Origin of the sequence: Levilactobacillus tujiorum (assembly GCF_012641185.1) — a bacterium.
GTDB lineage: Bacteria > Bacillota > Bacilli > Lactobacillales > Lactobacillaceae > Levilactobacillus > Levilactobacillus tujiorum.
Genome location: NZ_JAAXLK010000001.1, coordinates 1 through 16,112 on the forward strand (window position 1 = coordinate 1; position 16,112 = coordinate 16,112).

Below are 16,112 nucleotides of genomic sequence, written 5' to 3' on the forward strand. Positions count from 1 at the left end.
CAGAGCTGAGGCTCTTTTTCTGCACTTAAAAGGTGAAAACGTAAAATTCCCATCAAGCACTTGAATCATGTGTTTGATGGGGATTTTGGAGTTTCTGGTGAATAATTCAGGTAAAGATTGATTTTACCAAATAGTCTTAAAAATCCTCTGAGAGTCGCCACTATTGGTGATTCTCAGAGGATTTTTGTTACTCGTACAAGACTGCTAACGGATCTGTCAGCCGTGGTGGTCTAAAAGGCCCCACCGCCGGAACCGCCGCCAAAGCCACCGGAGCTCCCGCCAGAGAACCCACCAGATCCACCAGAGATGGAGCTGCTACTGCTGGTGTCAGAAGCGTGTAACGCCGTCGATAAACTATCGCCCAAGGCATCGCCTAAAGGCAGCCCAATGTTAGACCCATAAAACAGTGGATAGAAGACCACTAGGCTTGTGTCTAAGTCGGCCGTATCAAAGTCGACGGCTAATTTATCGGCGACCTTTTGTGCCAACCCAAATGCCGCGGCATACGGCAAGATCTGTTCCCACAAGATTAAATCGCCAATTTCTGCCGTATTGAAATGCCCAATATCTTGCAACATTCGGCGGAAGCCTTTCAGTTCATTGACTTGATTCAGCCCCTTAGTATTATGCCGATCGATTCGTCGGCTGAATCGCCGACTCAATACCCAAAACGTCAGTAAACCCACGACGCCGATGACCGTACAAATCTTACCCACCGTCATCCCCAGCAACCAACTTGCCGCGGTCGTGAGAAAGATCAACGTGCTTAATCCCATTACCGTCCCGTATAACCGGGTCCGCAATTTTAGATTATCCTTATCGTAGTAGGCATCTGCCGCTTCATCCGTGGGCTGTTGCCACGTCGTAAACCACCCATTCAGTCGTCCGGTGTCATCTTTCTTACCGAATTTTTTCAATTCAAGCAGCGTAAAACTATCGTTACTGCCCACTTCGGCAAAACATTTTTCGAGAAAACTATTGGTTGTCTCCCCAATTTTAGTCAGTTTAACCGTGGCTTTCCGTCCCACTTTGATCGATTCCAACGTAATCTCTCGGTTAGCCGCCGCCACTAGGATCTCACCTGCGAGGGCATTCGCATTGGGCGAGGTACCATCCACTAACGATTGCGCCAATGCCGGTGGGACGCTAGGCACCTCGAAGGAATGGTTAATCGGGGTGGGATGGACGTAGCGATTGGCCGGGTGGCGGTGATACCAGCGCCACGAGCGGAAACTAAACCCTGCCAGTAAGGCTAAGAGGAGCCCAAAGCCGCCCCACCGCAACCACCGATTCCGCTGTCGCTTCCGATTAGCTGCTCGCGCCAACTGGGCCTCTTGCTTTTGCGCCGCTGCTAGGTGGTTCTTGTCCACCTTATTCGAATTAGTTGCCGTAACCGTTGTAGGGAACAGCATGTGACTTTCAATAAACGAATTCGCCAAGTTACGATCAACCGTCATCGTCACTTTTCCTTGTTGCCGATCGACTTTAGTCTGTCCTGAAAGTGGCCCGTGCGTCCACGCCTGCAACTTTGTGACCGGCTTTTGGGGCAGCTGAATCGTAACCCGCACATTTTTGAGCGGTTCATCCCACCCAGCACCAATCACTTTCCAATTCAATTCGGCGGTATCTCGGTAGTTCGTCACCACCCCACGCAAACGGAAGTGGTAGGTGACCTTTAACTGATCGCCCGAACTAATTTCTTGATACAGTTTAACTTTAATCCGCTGCTTATTTTGACTGACTTCATAATCGCCATCCATTTCGTCAGCTGACTTTCGCCCCGGCATAATAAGGCCATGGTTAACCTGATACTTAACACCTGTCAACCGACCACCTTGGATGCCGTGAATATCCTGAACGTTAAAGACACCATGATAATCATCATCAAAGTGATACGTCATCGTCTGCGTCACATCAGCGTTGCCATCACGCTGAACCTGAATCGCCATCCGATAGGGTGAAATCGTATAGTCTGCACTGGCACGAACCGGCTGACCAATCCCCCACCCGAATAGACCCACGATAAAGCCCAACATTAATGTTATGTATTCCCGTCGTACCATCCGACCACCCCTTCTCACTACCCACATTTTAGCATAGGCGTTGGAGCGGCCCAACTCCTAGTTCCATTAAATACGCTGCTCTCAGCTTAACAGATGAACCGCTCAGAACCTAAACTAAGCGCTCGCTTTCATTTTAACCCATCATCTATCAGCTCAAGTGACTACTAATGGGGCAAAACGAAAGCCGGTCAAGATCCTCGCTATCCGCCAGCAACTCCTGTAAAGTCAAAACTACCCCCTGCGATCAACCACAAAGAAAAAGCCCAACCGATTTCTCGATAGGACTTTCACTACATATTCACATACTTCTTCTGTTGCTAGCGCCAATCAGGAGCCACCAATCCGACTGCTATGCAGCCTCAATCCAGCTCAGCGACTCTCTTTCTCAGCGCCATCATCATACACCCACCTAGGTGAGCTGCCAACTAATTAGCTTTCAGAAACTAACTTACTTTCGGCATCCACCTTATCTGGGAGTTCTTGGTAATCGAAGTGGTCGAACGTTGCGACTTGACCGTAACCGGCATAGTCAACAGCGTATAGACCAACAAATGCACCCGTGAAGAAGCCACCAGAGGTTTGCAGAACGTAATCGTCAGAGAGAATTGCGGCATCCAGTTCAACTGGGACCGTTTCCCACTTCTTGCCATCGAATGAGTATTCGTAAGTGTAAGATTGCTTACGAACCTTCGTCCGGAACCAAACGTATTCTGTTCCTTCTGGAATAGCAATGGCGTCATCCTTCAGGTAAGACGTGTAGTTGTTGTTGTCATTTTGGGCAACTTCGATGACGTGACCCTTCTTCTCATCCCAAGTAATGAAGATTGAGGAGTAGTGCTTGTCATTGTAGAAGTTAGCCAAACCAGCCATTTGTTGATACGTGAATGGATCAAACTTAACTTTGGTTTCAGCATCAAAGTTGAAGGCTTGCCAACGACGTGCTAAGAAGGAAACATCGAAGGTGCTGGATAAGGATTGGTTCCCGACCAGCTTCAATTCGCCATTGCCAACCGTTCCTAACTTGTCAGTGAATGGTTGCCGCAAGGTGTTCCAGTTCAAGTCGAGTTCTGACTTGTCGAATTCATCGTGTTGTGAGTGATCCTTAGGGGCCTTCGTCAAGATAGCATCCTTAGGGGCTTCAACCTCAACTTGACCACCATGACCGCCAACAACCCGTGGCCAGCCAGCGTCGTCCCATTCAACCTTTTGAATAGACGTTTCACGACCAAGTGTGCTCCAACCACGTGGGTCATAAGCAGATTCGTTCTTATGGTTCCAAGGACGCGATACCAATGAAGCGTAGTACCATTCGCCACCTGGCGTGTTTACCAAGGCACCGTGGCCTTGCTTTTGCAAGTAGAAGTCTGGTGTATCCATGTTGGTGATGAATGGGCCATCTGGTTCACTTTCAAAGGACAGCTTATCAAGGGTCTTAGAACGTGCCACAACTTCTTGGTGGGTAAAGACGGTCCCACCCTGTGCAGCGAACAGGTAGTAGTACCCATTGATCTTGTACAAGTGTGGCCCTTCAACCAGTTTAACGTCCGTCCCATTGTAAATATTCCGGGCCGTTTCTGGCTTGAGTTGCATCGTTGACGTGTCAAATTCAGTTAAGGTGATTCCGTCAAATGGGTGGTGATATTCACGGTGATCCCAGGTTTGTTGAACCAAGTACTTCCGACCATCATCGTCATGGAACAAGGAAGCATCGAACCCAACACCATTAACCCGGATTGGATCAGTCCATGGGCCACGAATATCCGTTGCCGTCGTCAAGTAGTTGGTCATGTCCTTGAAAGGACCATCGGTGATCTTAACATCGGTGTAGATCAACCAGAACTTGCCATCTGCGTAACTCAAATCTGGTGCCCAAATCCCACCAGAAGCGGGGTTCCCGACCATATCAAGCAATTTAGTTGTTGATAATGGTGATGGCAACAAATTCCAGTGAACCATATCCTTAGATTCATGCAGACGGACGCCTGGGAACCATTCAAACGTGGAGTTGGCAATGTAGTACGTGTCGTCAACCCGAATCATGCTAGGATCCGCGTTAAAACCAGGTAAAACGGGGTTTTGAATCTTCATAAAAGAATCTTCCTTTCCTTAACAAAATCAGTTAACTAAAGTGAGCAGCCTAAACTTCGTGAGCCTTCCGTTCAGCGTTCAACTCTTCGTTCATCTTCTTAACATCTTCATCTGACAGAGTGTACTTACTCATAATCCACATCGCAACCAGTGCTAAGACGATTGGTAACCAAATCATGGACCATTGAATCCCCATTAAGGCACCAGCACTTTGAGTTGGCTTGGAACCGTCAAACTTGAAGAAGGCGTTGATGTAACCAGGGATGATCCCACCAAGAGCCAACCCGATCTTGAAGAACAGACCCATGATGGCGTTGATGATCCCAGCAACCCGCTTCTTGGACTTGTATTCGCCGTAAGAAACAACTTCTGGAACCAATGACCACATGTAACCAGTAGCAGCAGTGATCCCCCATTGTTGTAAGAAACGACCAATGTAACCGAGGGCAGTGGCGTTCTTGAAGGATGGCATTGACCATACCCAGAGAACTAACGTCCCGACAATAAACAGTGCCAAGAAAGCGTAGAAGAATTGACGTTTCCCAATCTTCTTACGGATAATTGGCCATAAGAAGACTAAGAAGATACCAGGAATGGAACCAACCAAGTTAATGGAAGCCATCCATTCGGAGTGACCGATGTTGTATTGCATGTAGAATGGCCATACGGTGTTCCCGAAGAACATGAACGTAAAACCAATCAAGAAGAAGGAACCTAACACTTGCAGAGGCTTGTTTTGCTTAAATTCATACCACAAGTCGGAATACTTAACGGCAGCGGATTCCTTTTCAGTAGGTAAGACCCGTTCCTTAATCCCGAAGTAGGTGCACATCAACATAATAAACCCGATGATCATGTAGATTCCCATAACCAGGAAGTAAGCCTTCCCAGCCTTAGGTGATGTGTAATCCCCTAAGTTCATGTGAATACCGAAGAACCCGATATCCTTTGACTGTGGGTTAGGCGAAGCCATTTGCACGAATAATGGCAAGAATGTGTAAACCAATAAGTTACCAATATTAGCTTCCGTCATCCGGACAGTCGTTAACGTAGAAACTTCATCGTTATCCCGCGTCAATGAGGCGTTCAGTGCCCCGTAAGGGATGTTAACGAAGGAGTAAATCAACGCCGTTGCCAGGTAAGCGATGAAGGCATACATAACACTGCCCCGAACTGCGTCAATTGGCAAGAAGAGCATTGCGGCGAAGATGGTCATTGGAATACCACAGTAGACCAAGTATGGCCGGTATTTCCCGGACTTGAAGTTGTGCTTATCAACGAAGGCACCAACCCATGGATCCCAGAATACGTTGACCCAACGAACAATTAAGAAAATCGTGGCACCAACTGCGGCAGAAATTCCGTACACAGTGGTTAAGTAGAAAAGTAACATTGACCCAATCGTCCCAAAGATTAAGTTTTGAGCTAAATCCCCGGCACCATAACTAATTCGCTCACGCCAAGAAAGCTTGGCGAATTCGTCATTGGTATTGTCTTGAGTCTTTGCGGCATCAGCCTGACTATTTGAGGCCATATGCGAAAACTCCTTTCGAAGGAAAAAGTTTGTAACGTCTTGGTAAGTCAATTTGATTTACCAGGGCGTCCGCTAAAATATGTCATCTGGTTGGTAGAAGCAACCAACCAAGGTAGGTAAAAGATTGCTGAATCCAACAATTATCCAAACATCTCAACCAACTTACCCAGCGGCAGGTTGACTGCCCTACACCTCTTACAAAGCGTAAGTGCAACAAGATTAGCATGGCCAAACGCTAACCTGCTGTTTTATTTCGTTAGCTAACTACAACTGCATTGTAATCGCTTTCAGTTACAAACGCTATCTTATTTCATGACTGTTTTTAGTTAAATTGTGACCTCCGCCACAAAATAAAAGCCCGGTAAATTAACCTTTTACCGAGCCAAACTGTCGCTTTGTGCACGTTAAACTACTCGAAGTAGCCGCCTTCCTTGACGGTGCGCACCCGCCGCTTCTGTTTCATCTGTCGCTGATATTTACTAGGCGTCGTCCCCGACCACTTCTTAAATTGCTTGCTGAAATTGGAGACACTACTGGCCCCCATCAAATCTGCCACGTCCTCAATTGAATGTTCCGGCGAGCCTAGTAACATCTTTGCTTTATTATATTTTTGACTTTCAATGTAGTGCAAGGGCGTTACACCATAGACTTTCTTAAACGTCCGGTGGCCGTAACCACTGCTAATGCCAATCTTCTGGCAAACATCACCAAAGGTAAAGTTAATCACTTCATCCTGCTCGATCTGTTCCTTAACCAACGTCGCAATTTGCCGACTGGTCTTGGCTTCACTTTCAGTGTATTTAGCCCCACGCCGCGTACGATAATCCCGCAATTCCTCCGTGAGATCATAAAAGAACTCTAACACGGCAATTTGGACCTTCAAGTTAACCTGTTCCTTACTCAACTTCTGACTCGCGCTATACGCCACCATCCGCTTAGCCGTACGCACGGCTGATTGGGCAATTGGCTGGTTGGCTGAAATGACGGTATTCGCAACTTTTCCGATAATTTCCGACTTCAGTGCCAAGTTTTCCAGGTTAAAATGAAAACAAATATAAGTCATATCCTGATCTGCACTACTATTTTGATTAGTATGCAACGTTCCGGGGGAAATAATAATAGCATCTCCGGCACCGTAATCATAGGTGGCTAAATTTTTAATTTCCGTCGTTTGACGGCCATCAATCACGCACATCAACTCAAAGGCTTGATGCTTCTGCTCGAAGAACTGCCAACCGCCGGGAACCGTCCGCATATGACCCCCAAATATATATAGGCTAGAATCCACGACTGGTAACGAAACAAAGCGCTTCATGCTAAAACCTCCTCAGTCATCACACTGGCTTCTCCCAACTCATCAGTCGACCATTTTAGTGTAACCGCTTCACTACTATACCGTTATTATAACCGCTAAGTTGGTAAAAATAAACAACCAACCGTACCGCTTCTTAACAAAAAAGGGCCTGCGGTGATTAGCCGCAAGCTCTTTACTGAACCTAATTATAGAATTGGTGATAGTAACCGTGAGGCCGTCTGCTTAAACTTCAGATATAACGACTGTTGGTCAAACATCTCTGGCGTGATCAACTCACTGTGCTGCATATCTTTTTCAAAGATATTCTCTAACTGGCACGCAATCCCTTCATCGTAAATAAAGGCGTTAATCTCGAAATTCAACTTGAAACTCCGATAATCCATATTGGCGGAGCCCACCGAGGCAATCCGGCCGTCCACGACAATCGTCTTCGCGTGAATGAAGCCGTTATGGTAGTAATAAATCTTCACGCCATCATCCGCGAGCTGCCGCGCATAGTACTGCGTAGCCCGGTAAACAAACGCATGATCTGGTTTATCCGGAATCATAATTCGCACGTCAATTCCCGCCATCGCCGCAATCCGCAGAGAATCCAAAACACTGTCGTCTGGAATCAGGTATGGCGTTTGAATCCATAAGCTTTTTTCGGCAGTTTGAATCAGCCGCATGTAGCCCATCTTGATTTGCTGCAAGTCAGAATCGGGCCCACTAGACACGATCTGTAGACTGGTATTGCCCTTCACCTTACTGAGCGGGAAGTAACGGGTATCAATCTTCCGGTCGTTAAAAGGATGATCCTTATCCGTCGCATTCCAATCCAACATGAATCGGGCCTGTAACGAGAAGACGCCTGACCCCACAATTCTCAAATGGGTGTCGCGCCAATACCCGAATTTTTCCTTGCGGCCTAAGTATTGGTCGCCGATATTAAAACCGCCGACATACCCCACCTGACCATCAATCGTCACAATCTTACGGTGATCCCGGAAGTTTAACCGGAAGTCAATCACGGCTGAACGCGTGCCCAGGAAGGGTTCCACGTGACCGCCAACATCCATCAGGGGCTTGAAAAATCGTTTCCAGGTGCCCATTGACCCCCACGGATCATAGATCACGCGCACTTCGACGCCAGCAGCGGCCTTCTTAACCAGTATATTTAGAATCTCATTTCCAATCTTATCGTTATAAAAGGTGTAAAATTCAATGTGAATACTCGAATGGGCCCGTTCGATATCCTCTAACATGGTATGGAACAGGTCGTGACCATCCGTAAATATCTTGACGCGGTTCTGCCGGGCCAAGAAGGCCTGGTCAGTTTCCATAAACATATTCACCATATTGATGACCGAGTGACTAATCTTGTCGGCCGGCATAATTTCTGTCCCCAACTGTTCACGCTGCTGGGTTAAGCGTTCATTTAACTGGACGGCTACTTGATGTTGTAATCGAAACATCCGGCCCTTCGGCAACTTACGTCCAATGAAAGCGTAGGCGATAAACCCAACCACTGGCAACAGAACCAACACTAACATCCATGCCCAAGTGGCTGCAATATCGCGCTTTTCTCGAAATACCGTGACAAACGCCAGTGCCGCGTTAATCACCACGACAATTTCAAAGATCAGCATATAATTCACGCTCACGGGAAACCCTCCTCTACTCTGTCTTTTTTATCATACGCCAATTCATTTAAATGTCTTTAGTTTTTTTTAATTTTTCTAGCCACGACTATAAATTATTTGGAGGTCAGCTATGTTTACACAGTTCTCTACCCTACTCGGCGGCTTACACGGCGTCCACTCCTTCCGAGTTTTTCATTGGATTTTCCGTGAAAACCCGATGATCGGAACCATCTTGATTGTGGGACTCGTCCTATTCTTAATTTACCGTTACATGAATCGTCGCTAAAAAAGAGGATCTGGGAATTTTTCTCCCGATCCTCTTTTAGGTTAAAAAGCCGCCGCGGGATTGCCGTATTGGCTCGTCCCGGTGCTGTAATTGATTTTAACTCCAGATTGAATATTGAAGATGTAGACGTTGTAAGAAACACCTTTTCCACCCACTGATTGTGCTTGCATGTGAACACCGCGGGCCACTAGTTCGTTCCCCCGAAAGACCGGCTCCACCTGATAACGCACATAGTTGTTGGGATGGCTCTTAAGATAACTCGCAACCGGATTTTCGTAAGCCGTCATCCCCGGATCATTCAATGATCGCGTCCCCGTCATCAAGTTTTTCAAATTGTTATTCTGCCCCGTCAGCTGGTAGCCGATCAAATGGCTCCGATTATACAGATAGCCGCGCTTACCATTGACGGTATACGGCTTATTCTTCCAGCCGGTCGGGTTAACGTGGAGCGGCTCCCGTTTTGCCGTGGGCATCAGCCGCTTACTGAGCAACGCATTCGCTGTGGTGACCCGATTGAGATTATCCAAGTTCCCATAGGTCGCCCAAGCACCCCGCTTAGTCGACAATTGCCCCGCCGTAAACGTTGGCCGGTTGTGATTCACCGCCACAATTTGGGTCCCCGTATACTTTTGCTGGGCCAACTCCTTGGTCGCAACGGATTGCTTCGGTGCGCTAACCGTTGAATTACCCGCGGTGTGACTACCTGATGAGGTCCCCACCACTTTATTGACTGCCGCCGTTAAATGCTGTGCGGTTGGATTTCCCTGGCTGGCCAGGCTACCAACTGCACCAATCACGATCAGTAAGATCGCGGCATAAATCGACATGCGACTGCCCCGCCGTCCCCGGCGATAGTGCCGTTTACTCATACTCAATTCCCCTCTCAATTCCATTCACTCTCTGATTATCATTCTACCAAAAGAACGTGTGTTTGTCTTCAGCTTTCTGCCTACCGGTGGCATTGTCACATGAACTTAACGCTTTTTTAACGCTAGAATTCGGATTTTGATTCGACCGGCATGCTATACTGTGAGGAGAGTAAGGGAGCACGCTATTTGTACGCGAACTCTAAAACTGTTATCATTTTTGATGAGGTGATTGGATGATGAAGAAAACCCGGACACTGACTGCCATCTTTAGCCTACTGGCCATTTTGACCATTGGTTTAGCTGGTTGCAGCAGTAAGAGTAGCAAATCGGGGGATACGCAACAAGCCAGCTTTAAGAACAAGACCACTAAAAAAGCTGATGTGAAGTCGACGTTAACCAACTCAAAGAAGCTCTGGTACGTCACCGGTTCTGTTAATGCTAAGAGTAATTCTGGAATGGAAGCTTACCGCTTTAATAAGAACGGTAAAGTGACGGTCTACAACGTCAACAAATTCTACAAGACTTATGCCGCCGCTAAAAAAGCTAAGGCACTGAACAAGTCTGGCGTCCTCAAGGCCACCTTTAAGACTAAGGGTGACGACACGGTCATTAACTTCAAAGGGAAGTTATCCGACATTCCAATGACGCAAAAGTTCACCGTCAAGAAGACGTTAACGGGAACTAATAAGGCTACAAAACTAAAGGTCGCCGGTTACCACATTGCGCGAGATATCGACAACGATGTTACCCAAGCCGTCTTAGTTAAAGTTGCCCAATAATTATTGGTAGTCATGTAATCCGAAGCGGGGCCGTTACTGGCCTCGTTTTTTATGTTGGAGGAAGCGTGTATGAAAAATCTAGTTGCCGCTGGCGGTGGCCTCTTGGTGATCGGCGGTGTCTTACTCTACCAACAGGTGCGCCACGTCAGCGGCATCGTGATGTTGGAGACCGTCGTCCTGGGAGTCGCCGCTGTGTTAGGCATTCTGCACCTCATTAGCCATTGGCGTCATCGTTAGTTTGTTTCACGTGGAACACAACGGCTGACAGCGCTGTCACTTTGAGTTATGATAGGGCCTAAAGGAGTGTGATGATGATGTTAAAACATAACTGCTCGACTGTTGCTACCCCACCGGATCAAACGGACGCCCGCCACTTGAGCGAGCTGATCGATGAAAATCCTTGGTTGATTCCCGCGACGGTCATGCTCGAGATTATTCCGATTACCGTGATTGCCCACGGCTTTTGGAAAAATCGCCAACTTAAAAAGCAACTTCAAATTGAACGGGAACGGACCAAACAGATGCAAATCAATCGTTTCCGTCCCGGACATCACGATGGTCAGCCGCGGCCGCTCGCAGATCACCCTCATCACGGACCATTTCACCATTAATCAGTTAGTCAATACGTCGTTATCCTCGCAGTGGATAGCGATTTTTTTATTTAGTGATTGCACCTACAAGTTATACTTTCCATAATAAATACAATTTTTCGAGCGTTTGTGTGCTGAATTTATACCAAAATACGTCAATATTTCACCGAAACGATTAGAGAAAAGTTATCTAACCGCCGAAATCACCCGCTTTCTCGGTGGTTAATCCAGAAATTATCATTACCATTTGAAACTCGTGCGTTTTCTTCATACTTTCTTCACATTTTCGATTTAAGATAGCCTTAACTCAAGAACTATTTTAACCAACCTCAATTGTCACTAACCATGACACACCGTTATCCTAACCACGTAACGGTTGCCGCCTCCTAACCAGGGGCGGCTTTTTAATTTTGTCAGCAAAAAAGCAGCGATTGTCCTAAACTCACAATCGCTGCTGGTATCATGTCATCATCACTGATGCTTAGCTCGCTAAATCTACTGCAGGGAATCCCAAGCAGGCAAAACTTGCGGCTGAGTCGCTAAGATTTGACGTTGATCCGCCGTCAGGAATTGCTTGTGAACCACGACTTCATAGACAAAATCATCCATCCACTCGTCCGTCATCACAAAGTACCCCTTGGCGCCGTTCTTTTCGCCCCAACTGTTCTCGACCTTCCAACGCGTAGGGTCACCATTAACCAAGTCCACCCCGGTCAGTGTCATCGCGTGAGACACCTCCGCCTCACCGGTCGCTAGCCGTTGCGCCTTCGTTAAGCTCAAGTCAATGCCAAACAGATCGGCGGTTCGGTAAAGGTGGCTGTCCAAGAAGCCACGTTCACGGCTCATCTGCTGTAAAACATCGTTACCAAACCAAACTGCTTCACCACTTTGTAGCTGGGCAATCGCGGTCCGCTTCAACTCGGCCATTGGCACGTTGAGGAAGGTAATGTGCTTCCCGCCAACAATATTGTCCTGACTGGGTAGGCTGTACAACCGGTCAAATGGCTTGTCCGGCGAATTAGACAGTACCACATAGTCATCGAGATCAATGTCAAAATAGTTTTCAAAGAAGCCCTGGGGCGTCAAACCGGCTTCCCGATGGTACTGCTGATTATCATCCTTATACTCCAAGTCAAACGTAGTCGGTGGCTCGCCAAAGGAGTAAGCAGCCATCCGATAGACTTCCTTCAATGCCTGATCCCGCGTTGCCGCAATTTTTGCTTCACCGGCACCGGTGGCGACCAGCTGGCGTAAGGCCAGAGCATCCTTCCTTAATTTCAAGTTCAACGTCGCCGCAAAACCAGTGGTATCGTTGGTGTTAAACGATTCTGGCATGGCGCTAGTCGGAACAACTCCATATTTCTGAACCAAAGCGGCACCCATTGCCCACTGGCCGCCGTCATCGCCAGGACGACTCAGGTAAAAGGCCACTTCACGATCATCTAAGGGCCGGTCCGCCGTCCGCAAGATATTATCGTAGAAAATATTGGCCCGTTCGACCTTATCCCAGAAGAAAAGATAACTCTGCGACAACTCGAAGTCCTTAACGTGATATTTAGTCGCAAACTGATGCCGAATGGTATTCAAAGTGGAAAATAACCAGCAACGGCCTGAGTGTTTCTGATTGGCGACCTTCCCCGTATCCAACTCCACAGAAAAAGTCCGGTTCAATCGGACCGTGGCCTGCGGATCTTCCGCCGCGGCCAACACTCCATTCTTAATCACCGCACGGCTAATCACCTCATGGGCTGGCTGTTGCTGGAGATCTTGTTGCAGCGCCGCCGTTTCCGTGGCGGTCAGTTCGTGTTTCGTTAATTCTGACATAGACTAACGCCTCTCTTTTCCCTCAAGAATAAATCTCATTAAATTCTCATATTTTAATCTTAATTCATTCTACCCCTTTCCCACCGTGGGCGCAACACACTGTGATTTCACAGTTAACGCTGCGACAAAAAACGGCCAGAATACGTGAGCATCCTGACCGCTGACTTCTATCTGTCTAGGCACCTTCGTGAGGCGCTAATTTATGATCAAATTGATCTTTATCATAATCCGGTTGATTGGAAATGTGCATGGCCGACTTCAGCCGAACGGTTAAGAACTGCCACATGGCTGGCGTAATGCCTAGCTCATCCAAGTCCTGCTCGGAAATGGTGTAGCGGATGGCGGCTTCGTCATGACGCATGACTTTCTGAACCCATTTAGGCTCACGCAACATCTCCCGGCCTAACGCCACAAAATCAATTCCCGCAGCGATGACTTTTTCCGCATCAGCTGGTTTTTCAACTGAGCCGACCGCAATCAACGGTAACCGGCCCGCTACCTGCCGCTTAATCTTTAAGATCAGCGGTTCTGTATCATTATTATCATTCAACGACGTCCGCCAAGCATAGCCCATCGAAATGTGTAAGTAATCTACGGGTTGCTTGCATAACGCCTCGACCAGTTGCAACGTATCTGCTAACCGAATTCCCGGCGTCTCAATCTCTTCCGGTGACAGCCGGTATCCCATGATAAATGGGCGCTGGGCGTACTCAGCAATCACGTCATGGCAGCGTTTGATGACGGCCAAGGCAAAGCTCATCCGACCGTTGACATCCCCGCCCCATTGGTCCGTCCGCCGGTTGGAGTGTGGGGAGAAGAATTGTTGCAGCAAATAAGTATTGGCCCCATGGAGTTCGATCCCATCGAATCCGGCCTGAATTGCCCGGCGCGTGGCTTCACCAAAATCCGTAATAATCTGGTCAATTTCTGTGGCCGTCAACTCACGCGGAACCTCAGCGTGTGGTCGTTCCGCCGCGACGGCACTCGCGCTAACGGGACGTTCACCCCGCAACACTTGTGAATTCGACATCCGCCCAGCATGGAAAATCTGCAGGATGGCTTTCGTGCCATTTTGTTTCATCGCATGAGCCATCTTCGTTAAGCCCGGCAAATACCGATCGTCGGTAATCGCAAGCTCTCCTTCAAAACCCTTGCCACTCGCTGAAACGTTGGCAACGGGTGAGATAAACATCCCCACACCACCACTATGCAGGCGGAAGTAGCGCAACTCATCACTGGTCACGGAGCCTTCTTCAAACGCGGAGGCTTCGGTCATTGGCGGAATCACCACCCGATTCTTAACGGTTACCCCGTTAGTAAAGGTATACGGTTGCAAAAATTTATAGTCGACAGTCATCTTCAACGCACCTTTCCGTAGTCAAACATCCTGATTTAACGTGCTTCTACTTTCAGTATAGTGTGATGAATCACAAAGTCGAATACTTTTCTGATAACGTTTTCAGAACTAAATGGTTATAATACTGATGAGGTGATCTCTATGACTTCCAGTACCATCCGACTCGCCGAAATTCTCTCAGCGGTCAACGATCTCGGTAGCATTACCGCTGCCGCCCAGCATCTCTTCGTTTCTCAACCCTATATCAGCCGGACCGTTAAGGAAACTGAACAGCAACTCGGACTCCAACTCATCGACCGTTCTGCTAAGCCCACGCGACTCACTTACGCGGGAACCCAGTACCTCTTGGGGCTTGAGAAGGTGCAGCACCAATTAACCGATCTTGACCAGACTATGCGCGAACTTGCACAATCAAAATCAGGCCACATCTCGATCGCCCTTTCTGAAAGCATGGCCCTGCAGATTCTCCCCGCGTTGGGACGGGATTTTCTCCATAACTATCCCCAGTACCATCTCGATGTTCATGAGATGCCCTCACTGACGGCGGAAAAGGCCGTGACCGATAACCAAAGCGATGTCTATATCGGGCCCAAATCCCCCTACCATCGTGACTTTGTCTACCGCATCATGCACGCCCAATCCTTCAGTGTGCTCATCCCGACTAACAATACTTTTTCATTAACGCGTATCGACACCGCTAGTCAGCTGACCCCATTACTAACTCAACCCTTTATCGGTTGCGATTTGCAGATGGTCTTAGGCGAAATCGTTCGTGATTTCATGGCGTCTAACCAGCTCTTCTTACAGCCCGCGCTAACCCTCAATAACCTGGCCACCATTCAAAAACTAGTTGAGCGCGGGGCCGGCTGGACCATTCTGCCCACACCGCTGACGACGACCGCACGCACCATCCCCATCAATACCAATCTGCTGACCTATCAGCTCATTATGGCCCATCGCACCAGCAAGACGAACACCCCCGCGATGGCGGCTTTCCTGCAAGTCGCACAACGTCTGTTTAGGATTGATCCCACGACTCAAACGAAGCAACGCGACCATTAAGGTTACCGTGGAATCTCCAAAAAGCGCTGCAAAACCCATCCGGTTTTACAGCGCTAAACTGACACTTTAACTTCACTTGGTCGTTGGGGCTAACCCCTTTTCTAAAAATTCAATGATAACGGAAACTGCCGCAGCATCGTCTTCCGACAATAGTAACCGCCGAAAGAGTTCCGTCAGCATCGTCCCAATCATAAACTGGGCAATCCGTGAATCCGGCCAGTCAACCAGCTCGCCACGGGCCTTTAGCCGATCGAGCACTGGGAAAAGGTTGTCTTGCAAGAGCGGGGCCGCGTGGCTAACAAATTGACTTCTCAAGTCTTTTCTTACTGAAATCTCGCGAATTAAGATCCGCAAAATCGCGCCATTTTTCTGGATAAACGCCATTCGATCCACCACAATCGACTCGATCATCTCATGGCGTGTCAGGTACGGTTGGCTCACCACGTCCTGGGCAAATTCCTTAATCAACTGTGGGAGCACCTCTGTCATAAACGGCGCCAGAATGGCCGCTAACAGCTCATCTTTGGTTTTATACCGCCGATAAACGGTGCCCTCCGCGACGCCCGCACGATCCGCAATCTGCTTAGTGGTCGTGCTCGCAAATCCTTGCTGGGCAAAGAGTGCCAGACTAGCCGCTAAGACTTGTTTTTGTTTGGGTGGAATATCTTGATTCGCCGCCATGACCGATTGAAAGGCGGATTGAATATTCATTTCTTCTGCCAT

Annotated in this window: 14 protein-coding genes; 5 read left to right on the forward strand and 9 right to left on the reverse strand. The window is 48.1% G+C overall.

Annotated elements, in window-relative coordinates; translation table 11 throughout:
- Nucleotides 1-230: 230 nt before the first annotated feature.
- From HF569_RS00005 to cls, 5 genes are all read right to left on the reverse strand, one after another.
- The gene (locus tag HF569_RS00005) at nucleotides 231-2,063 is read right to left on the reverse strand and encodes a DUF2207 domain-containing protein (RefSeq protein ID WP_168900836.1); all 1,833 of its coding nucleotides are present in this window, start codon (nucleotides 2,061-2,063) and stop codon (nucleotides 231-233) included.
- Between the two features lie 429 nt (nucleotides 2,064-2,492).
- Nucleotides 2,493-4,151 carry a glycoside hydrolase family 43 protein gene (locus HF569_RS00010; RefSeq protein ID WP_168900837.1) on the reverse strand — a complete coding sequence of 553 codons (1,659 nt, stop codon included), beginning with the start codon at nucleotides 4,149-4,151 and terminating at the stop codon, nucleotides 2,493-2,495.
- Between the two features lie 49 nt (nucleotides 4,152-4,200).
- On the reverse strand, nucleotides 4,201-5,685 hold the full coding sequence (locus tag HF569_RS00015) for an MFS transporter (protein ID WP_168900838.1): 1,485 nt from the start codon (nucleotides 5,683-5,685) through the stop codon (nucleotides 4,201-4,203).
- Nucleotides 5,686-6,094: 409 nt separating this feature from the next.
- Complete coding sequence (locus HF569_RS00020) at nucleotides 6,095-7,000, reverse strand: helix-turn-helix domain-containing protein (RefSeq protein WP_168900839.1); 906 nt, start codon at nucleotides 6,998-7,000, stop codon at nucleotides 6,095-6,097.
- 185 nt (nucleotides 7,001-7,185) lie between these two features.
- Nucleotides 7,186-8,643, reverse strand: a complete 1,458-nt coding sequence (cls, locus tag HF569_RS00025; protein WP_168900840.1) for a cardiolipin synthase — start codon at nucleotides 8,641-8,643, stop codon at nucleotides 7,186-7,188.
- Between the two features lie 109 nt (nucleotides 8,644-8,752).
- Here cls and HF569_RS00030 point away from each other — a divergent pair, with 109 nt between their 5' ends.
- Nucleotides 8,753-8,908 (forward strand): hypothetical protein, encoded by a 156-nt coding sequence (locus HF569_RS00030; RefSeq protein WP_168849330.1) that lies wholly within the window; start codon nucleotides 8,753-8,755, stop codon nucleotides 8,906-8,908.
- A gap of 41 nt (nucleotides 8,909-8,949) precedes the next feature.
- On the opposite strand, the gene HF569_RS00035 is transcribed toward HF569_RS00030, so the two are convergent.
- A complete protein-coding gene (locus HF569_RS00035) occupies nucleotides 8,950-9,777 on the reverse strand; it encodes a DNA/RNA non-specific endonuclease (RefSeq protein WP_168900841.1) in 828 nt (275 codons plus the stop codon).
- Nucleotides 9,778-10,010: 233 nt separating this feature from the next.
- Between HF569_RS00035 and HF569_RS00040 the strand changes: the two genes are divergently transcribed.
- The 3 genes from HF569_RS00040 to HF569_RS00050 all read left to right on the forward strand — a co-directional run bounded on the left by HF569_RS00040 (nucleotide 10,011) and on the right by HF569_RS00050 (nucleotide 11,167).
- Nucleotides 10,011-10,556, forward strand: a complete 546-nt coding sequence (locus HF569_RS00040; protein ID WP_232842514.1) for a hypothetical protein — start codon at nucleotides 10,011-10,013, stop codon at nucleotides 10,554-10,556.
- Nucleotides 10,557-10,625: 69 nt separating this feature from the next.
- Nucleotides 10,626-10,793 carry a hypothetical protein gene (locus HF569_RS00045; protein ID WP_168900842.1) on the forward strand — a complete coding sequence of 56 codons (168 nt, stop codon included), beginning with the start codon at nucleotides 10,626-10,628 and terminating at the stop codon, nucleotides 10,791-10,793.
- A gap of 74 nt (nucleotides 10,794-10,867) precedes the next feature.
- Nucleotides 10,868-11,167 carry a transposase gene (locus tag HF569_RS00050; protein ID WP_168900843.1) on the forward strand — a complete coding sequence of 100 codons (300 nt, stop codon included), beginning with the start codon at nucleotides 10,868-10,870 and terminating at the stop codon, nucleotides 11,165-11,167.
- 474 nt (nucleotides 11,168-11,641) lie between these two features.
- Here the strand turns inward: HF569_RS00050 and HF569_RS00055 are convergent, their stop codons facing one another.
- Together HF569_RS00055 and HF569_RS00060 are read right to left on the reverse strand one after the other, a co-directional pair.
- On the reverse strand, nucleotides 11,642-12,970 hold the full coding sequence (locus tag HF569_RS00055; RefSeq protein ID WP_168900844.1) for a C1 family peptidase: 1,329 nt from the start codon (nucleotides 12,968-12,970) through the stop codon (nucleotides 11,642-11,644).
- Nucleotides 12,971-13,145: 175 nt separating this feature from the next.
- Nucleotides 13,146-14,327, reverse strand: coding sequence for an NADH-dependent flavin oxidoreductase (locus HF569_RS00060; RefSeq protein WP_168900845.1), 1,182 nt, complete (start codon nucleotides 14,325-14,327; stop codon nucleotides 13,146-13,148).
- A 141-nt stretch (nucleotides 14,328-14,468) separates the two neighbouring features.
- Here HF569_RS00060 and HF569_RS00065 point away from each other — a divergent pair, with 141 nt between their 5' ends.
- Nucleotides 14,469-15,389, forward strand: coding sequence for a LysR family transcriptional regulator (locus tag HF569_RS00065; protein ID WP_168900846.1), 921 nt, complete (start codon nucleotides 14,469-14,471; stop codon nucleotides 15,387-15,389).
- A 72-nt stretch (nucleotides 15,390-15,461) separates the two neighbouring features.
- Here the strand turns inward: HF569_RS00065 and HF569_RS00070 are convergent, their stop codons facing one another.
- Nucleotides 15,462-16,112, reverse strand: a complete 651-nt coding sequence (locus tag HF569_RS00070; RefSeq protein WP_168900847.1) for a TetR/AcrR family transcriptional regulator — start codon at nucleotides 16,110-16,112, stop codon at nucleotides 15,462-15,464.

Excerpts from the sequence above, each read along its gene's own strand:
- HF569_RS00005 (WP_168900836.1), bottom strand. The coding sequence starts at position 2,063 with ATGGTACGACGGGAATACATAACATTAATGTTGGGCTTTATCGTGGGT.
- HF569_RS00010 (WP_168900837.1), bottom strand. The coding sequence starts at position 4,151 with ATGAAGATTCAAAACCCCGTTTTACCTGGTTTTAACGCGGATCCTAGC.
- HF569_RS00015 (WP_168900838.1), bottom strand. The coding sequence starts at position 5,685 with ATGGCCTCAAATAGTCAGGCTGATGCCGCAAAGACTCAAGACAATACC.
- HF569_RS00020 (WP_168900839.1), bottom strand. The coding sequence starts at position 7,000 with ATGAAGCGCTTTGTTTCGTTACCAGTCGTGGATTCTAGCCTATATATA.
- HF569_RS00030 (WP_168849330.1), top strand. The coding sequence starts at position 8,753 with ATGTTTACACAGTTCTCTACCCTACTCGGCGGCTTACACGGCGTCCAC.
- HF569_RS00035 (WP_168900841.1), bottom strand. The coding sequence starts at position 9,777 with ATGAGTAAACGGCACTATCGCCGGGGACGGCGGGGCAGTCGCATGTCG.
- HF569_RS00040 (WP_232842514.1), top strand. The coding sequence starts at position 10,011 with ATGATGAAGAAAACCCGGACACTGACTGCCATCTTTAGCCTACTGGCC.
- HF569_RS00045 (WP_168900842.1), top strand. The coding sequence starts at position 10,626 with ATGAAAAATCTAGTTGCCGCTGGCGGTGGCCTCTTGGTGATCGGCGGT.
- HF569_RS00050 (WP_168900843.1), top strand. The coding sequence starts at position 10,868 with ATGATGTTAAAACATAACTGCTCGACTGTTGCTACCCCACCGGATCAA.
- HF569_RS00055 (WP_168900844.1), bottom strand. The coding sequence starts at position 12,970 with ATGTCAGAATTAACGAAACACGAACTGACCGCCACGGAAACGGCGGCG.
- HF569_RS00060 (WP_168900845.1), bottom strand. The coding sequence starts at position 14,327 with ATGACTGTCGACTATAAATTTTTGCAACCGTATACCTTTACTAACGGG.
- HF569_RS00065 (WP_168900846.1), top strand. The coding sequence starts at position 14,469 with ATGACTTCCAGTACCATCCGACTCGCCGAAATTCTCTCAGCGGTCAAC.
- HF569_RS00070 (WP_168900847.1), bottom strand. The coding sequence starts at position 16,112 with ATGGCAGAAGAAATGAATATTCAATCCGCCTTTCAATCGGTCATGGCG.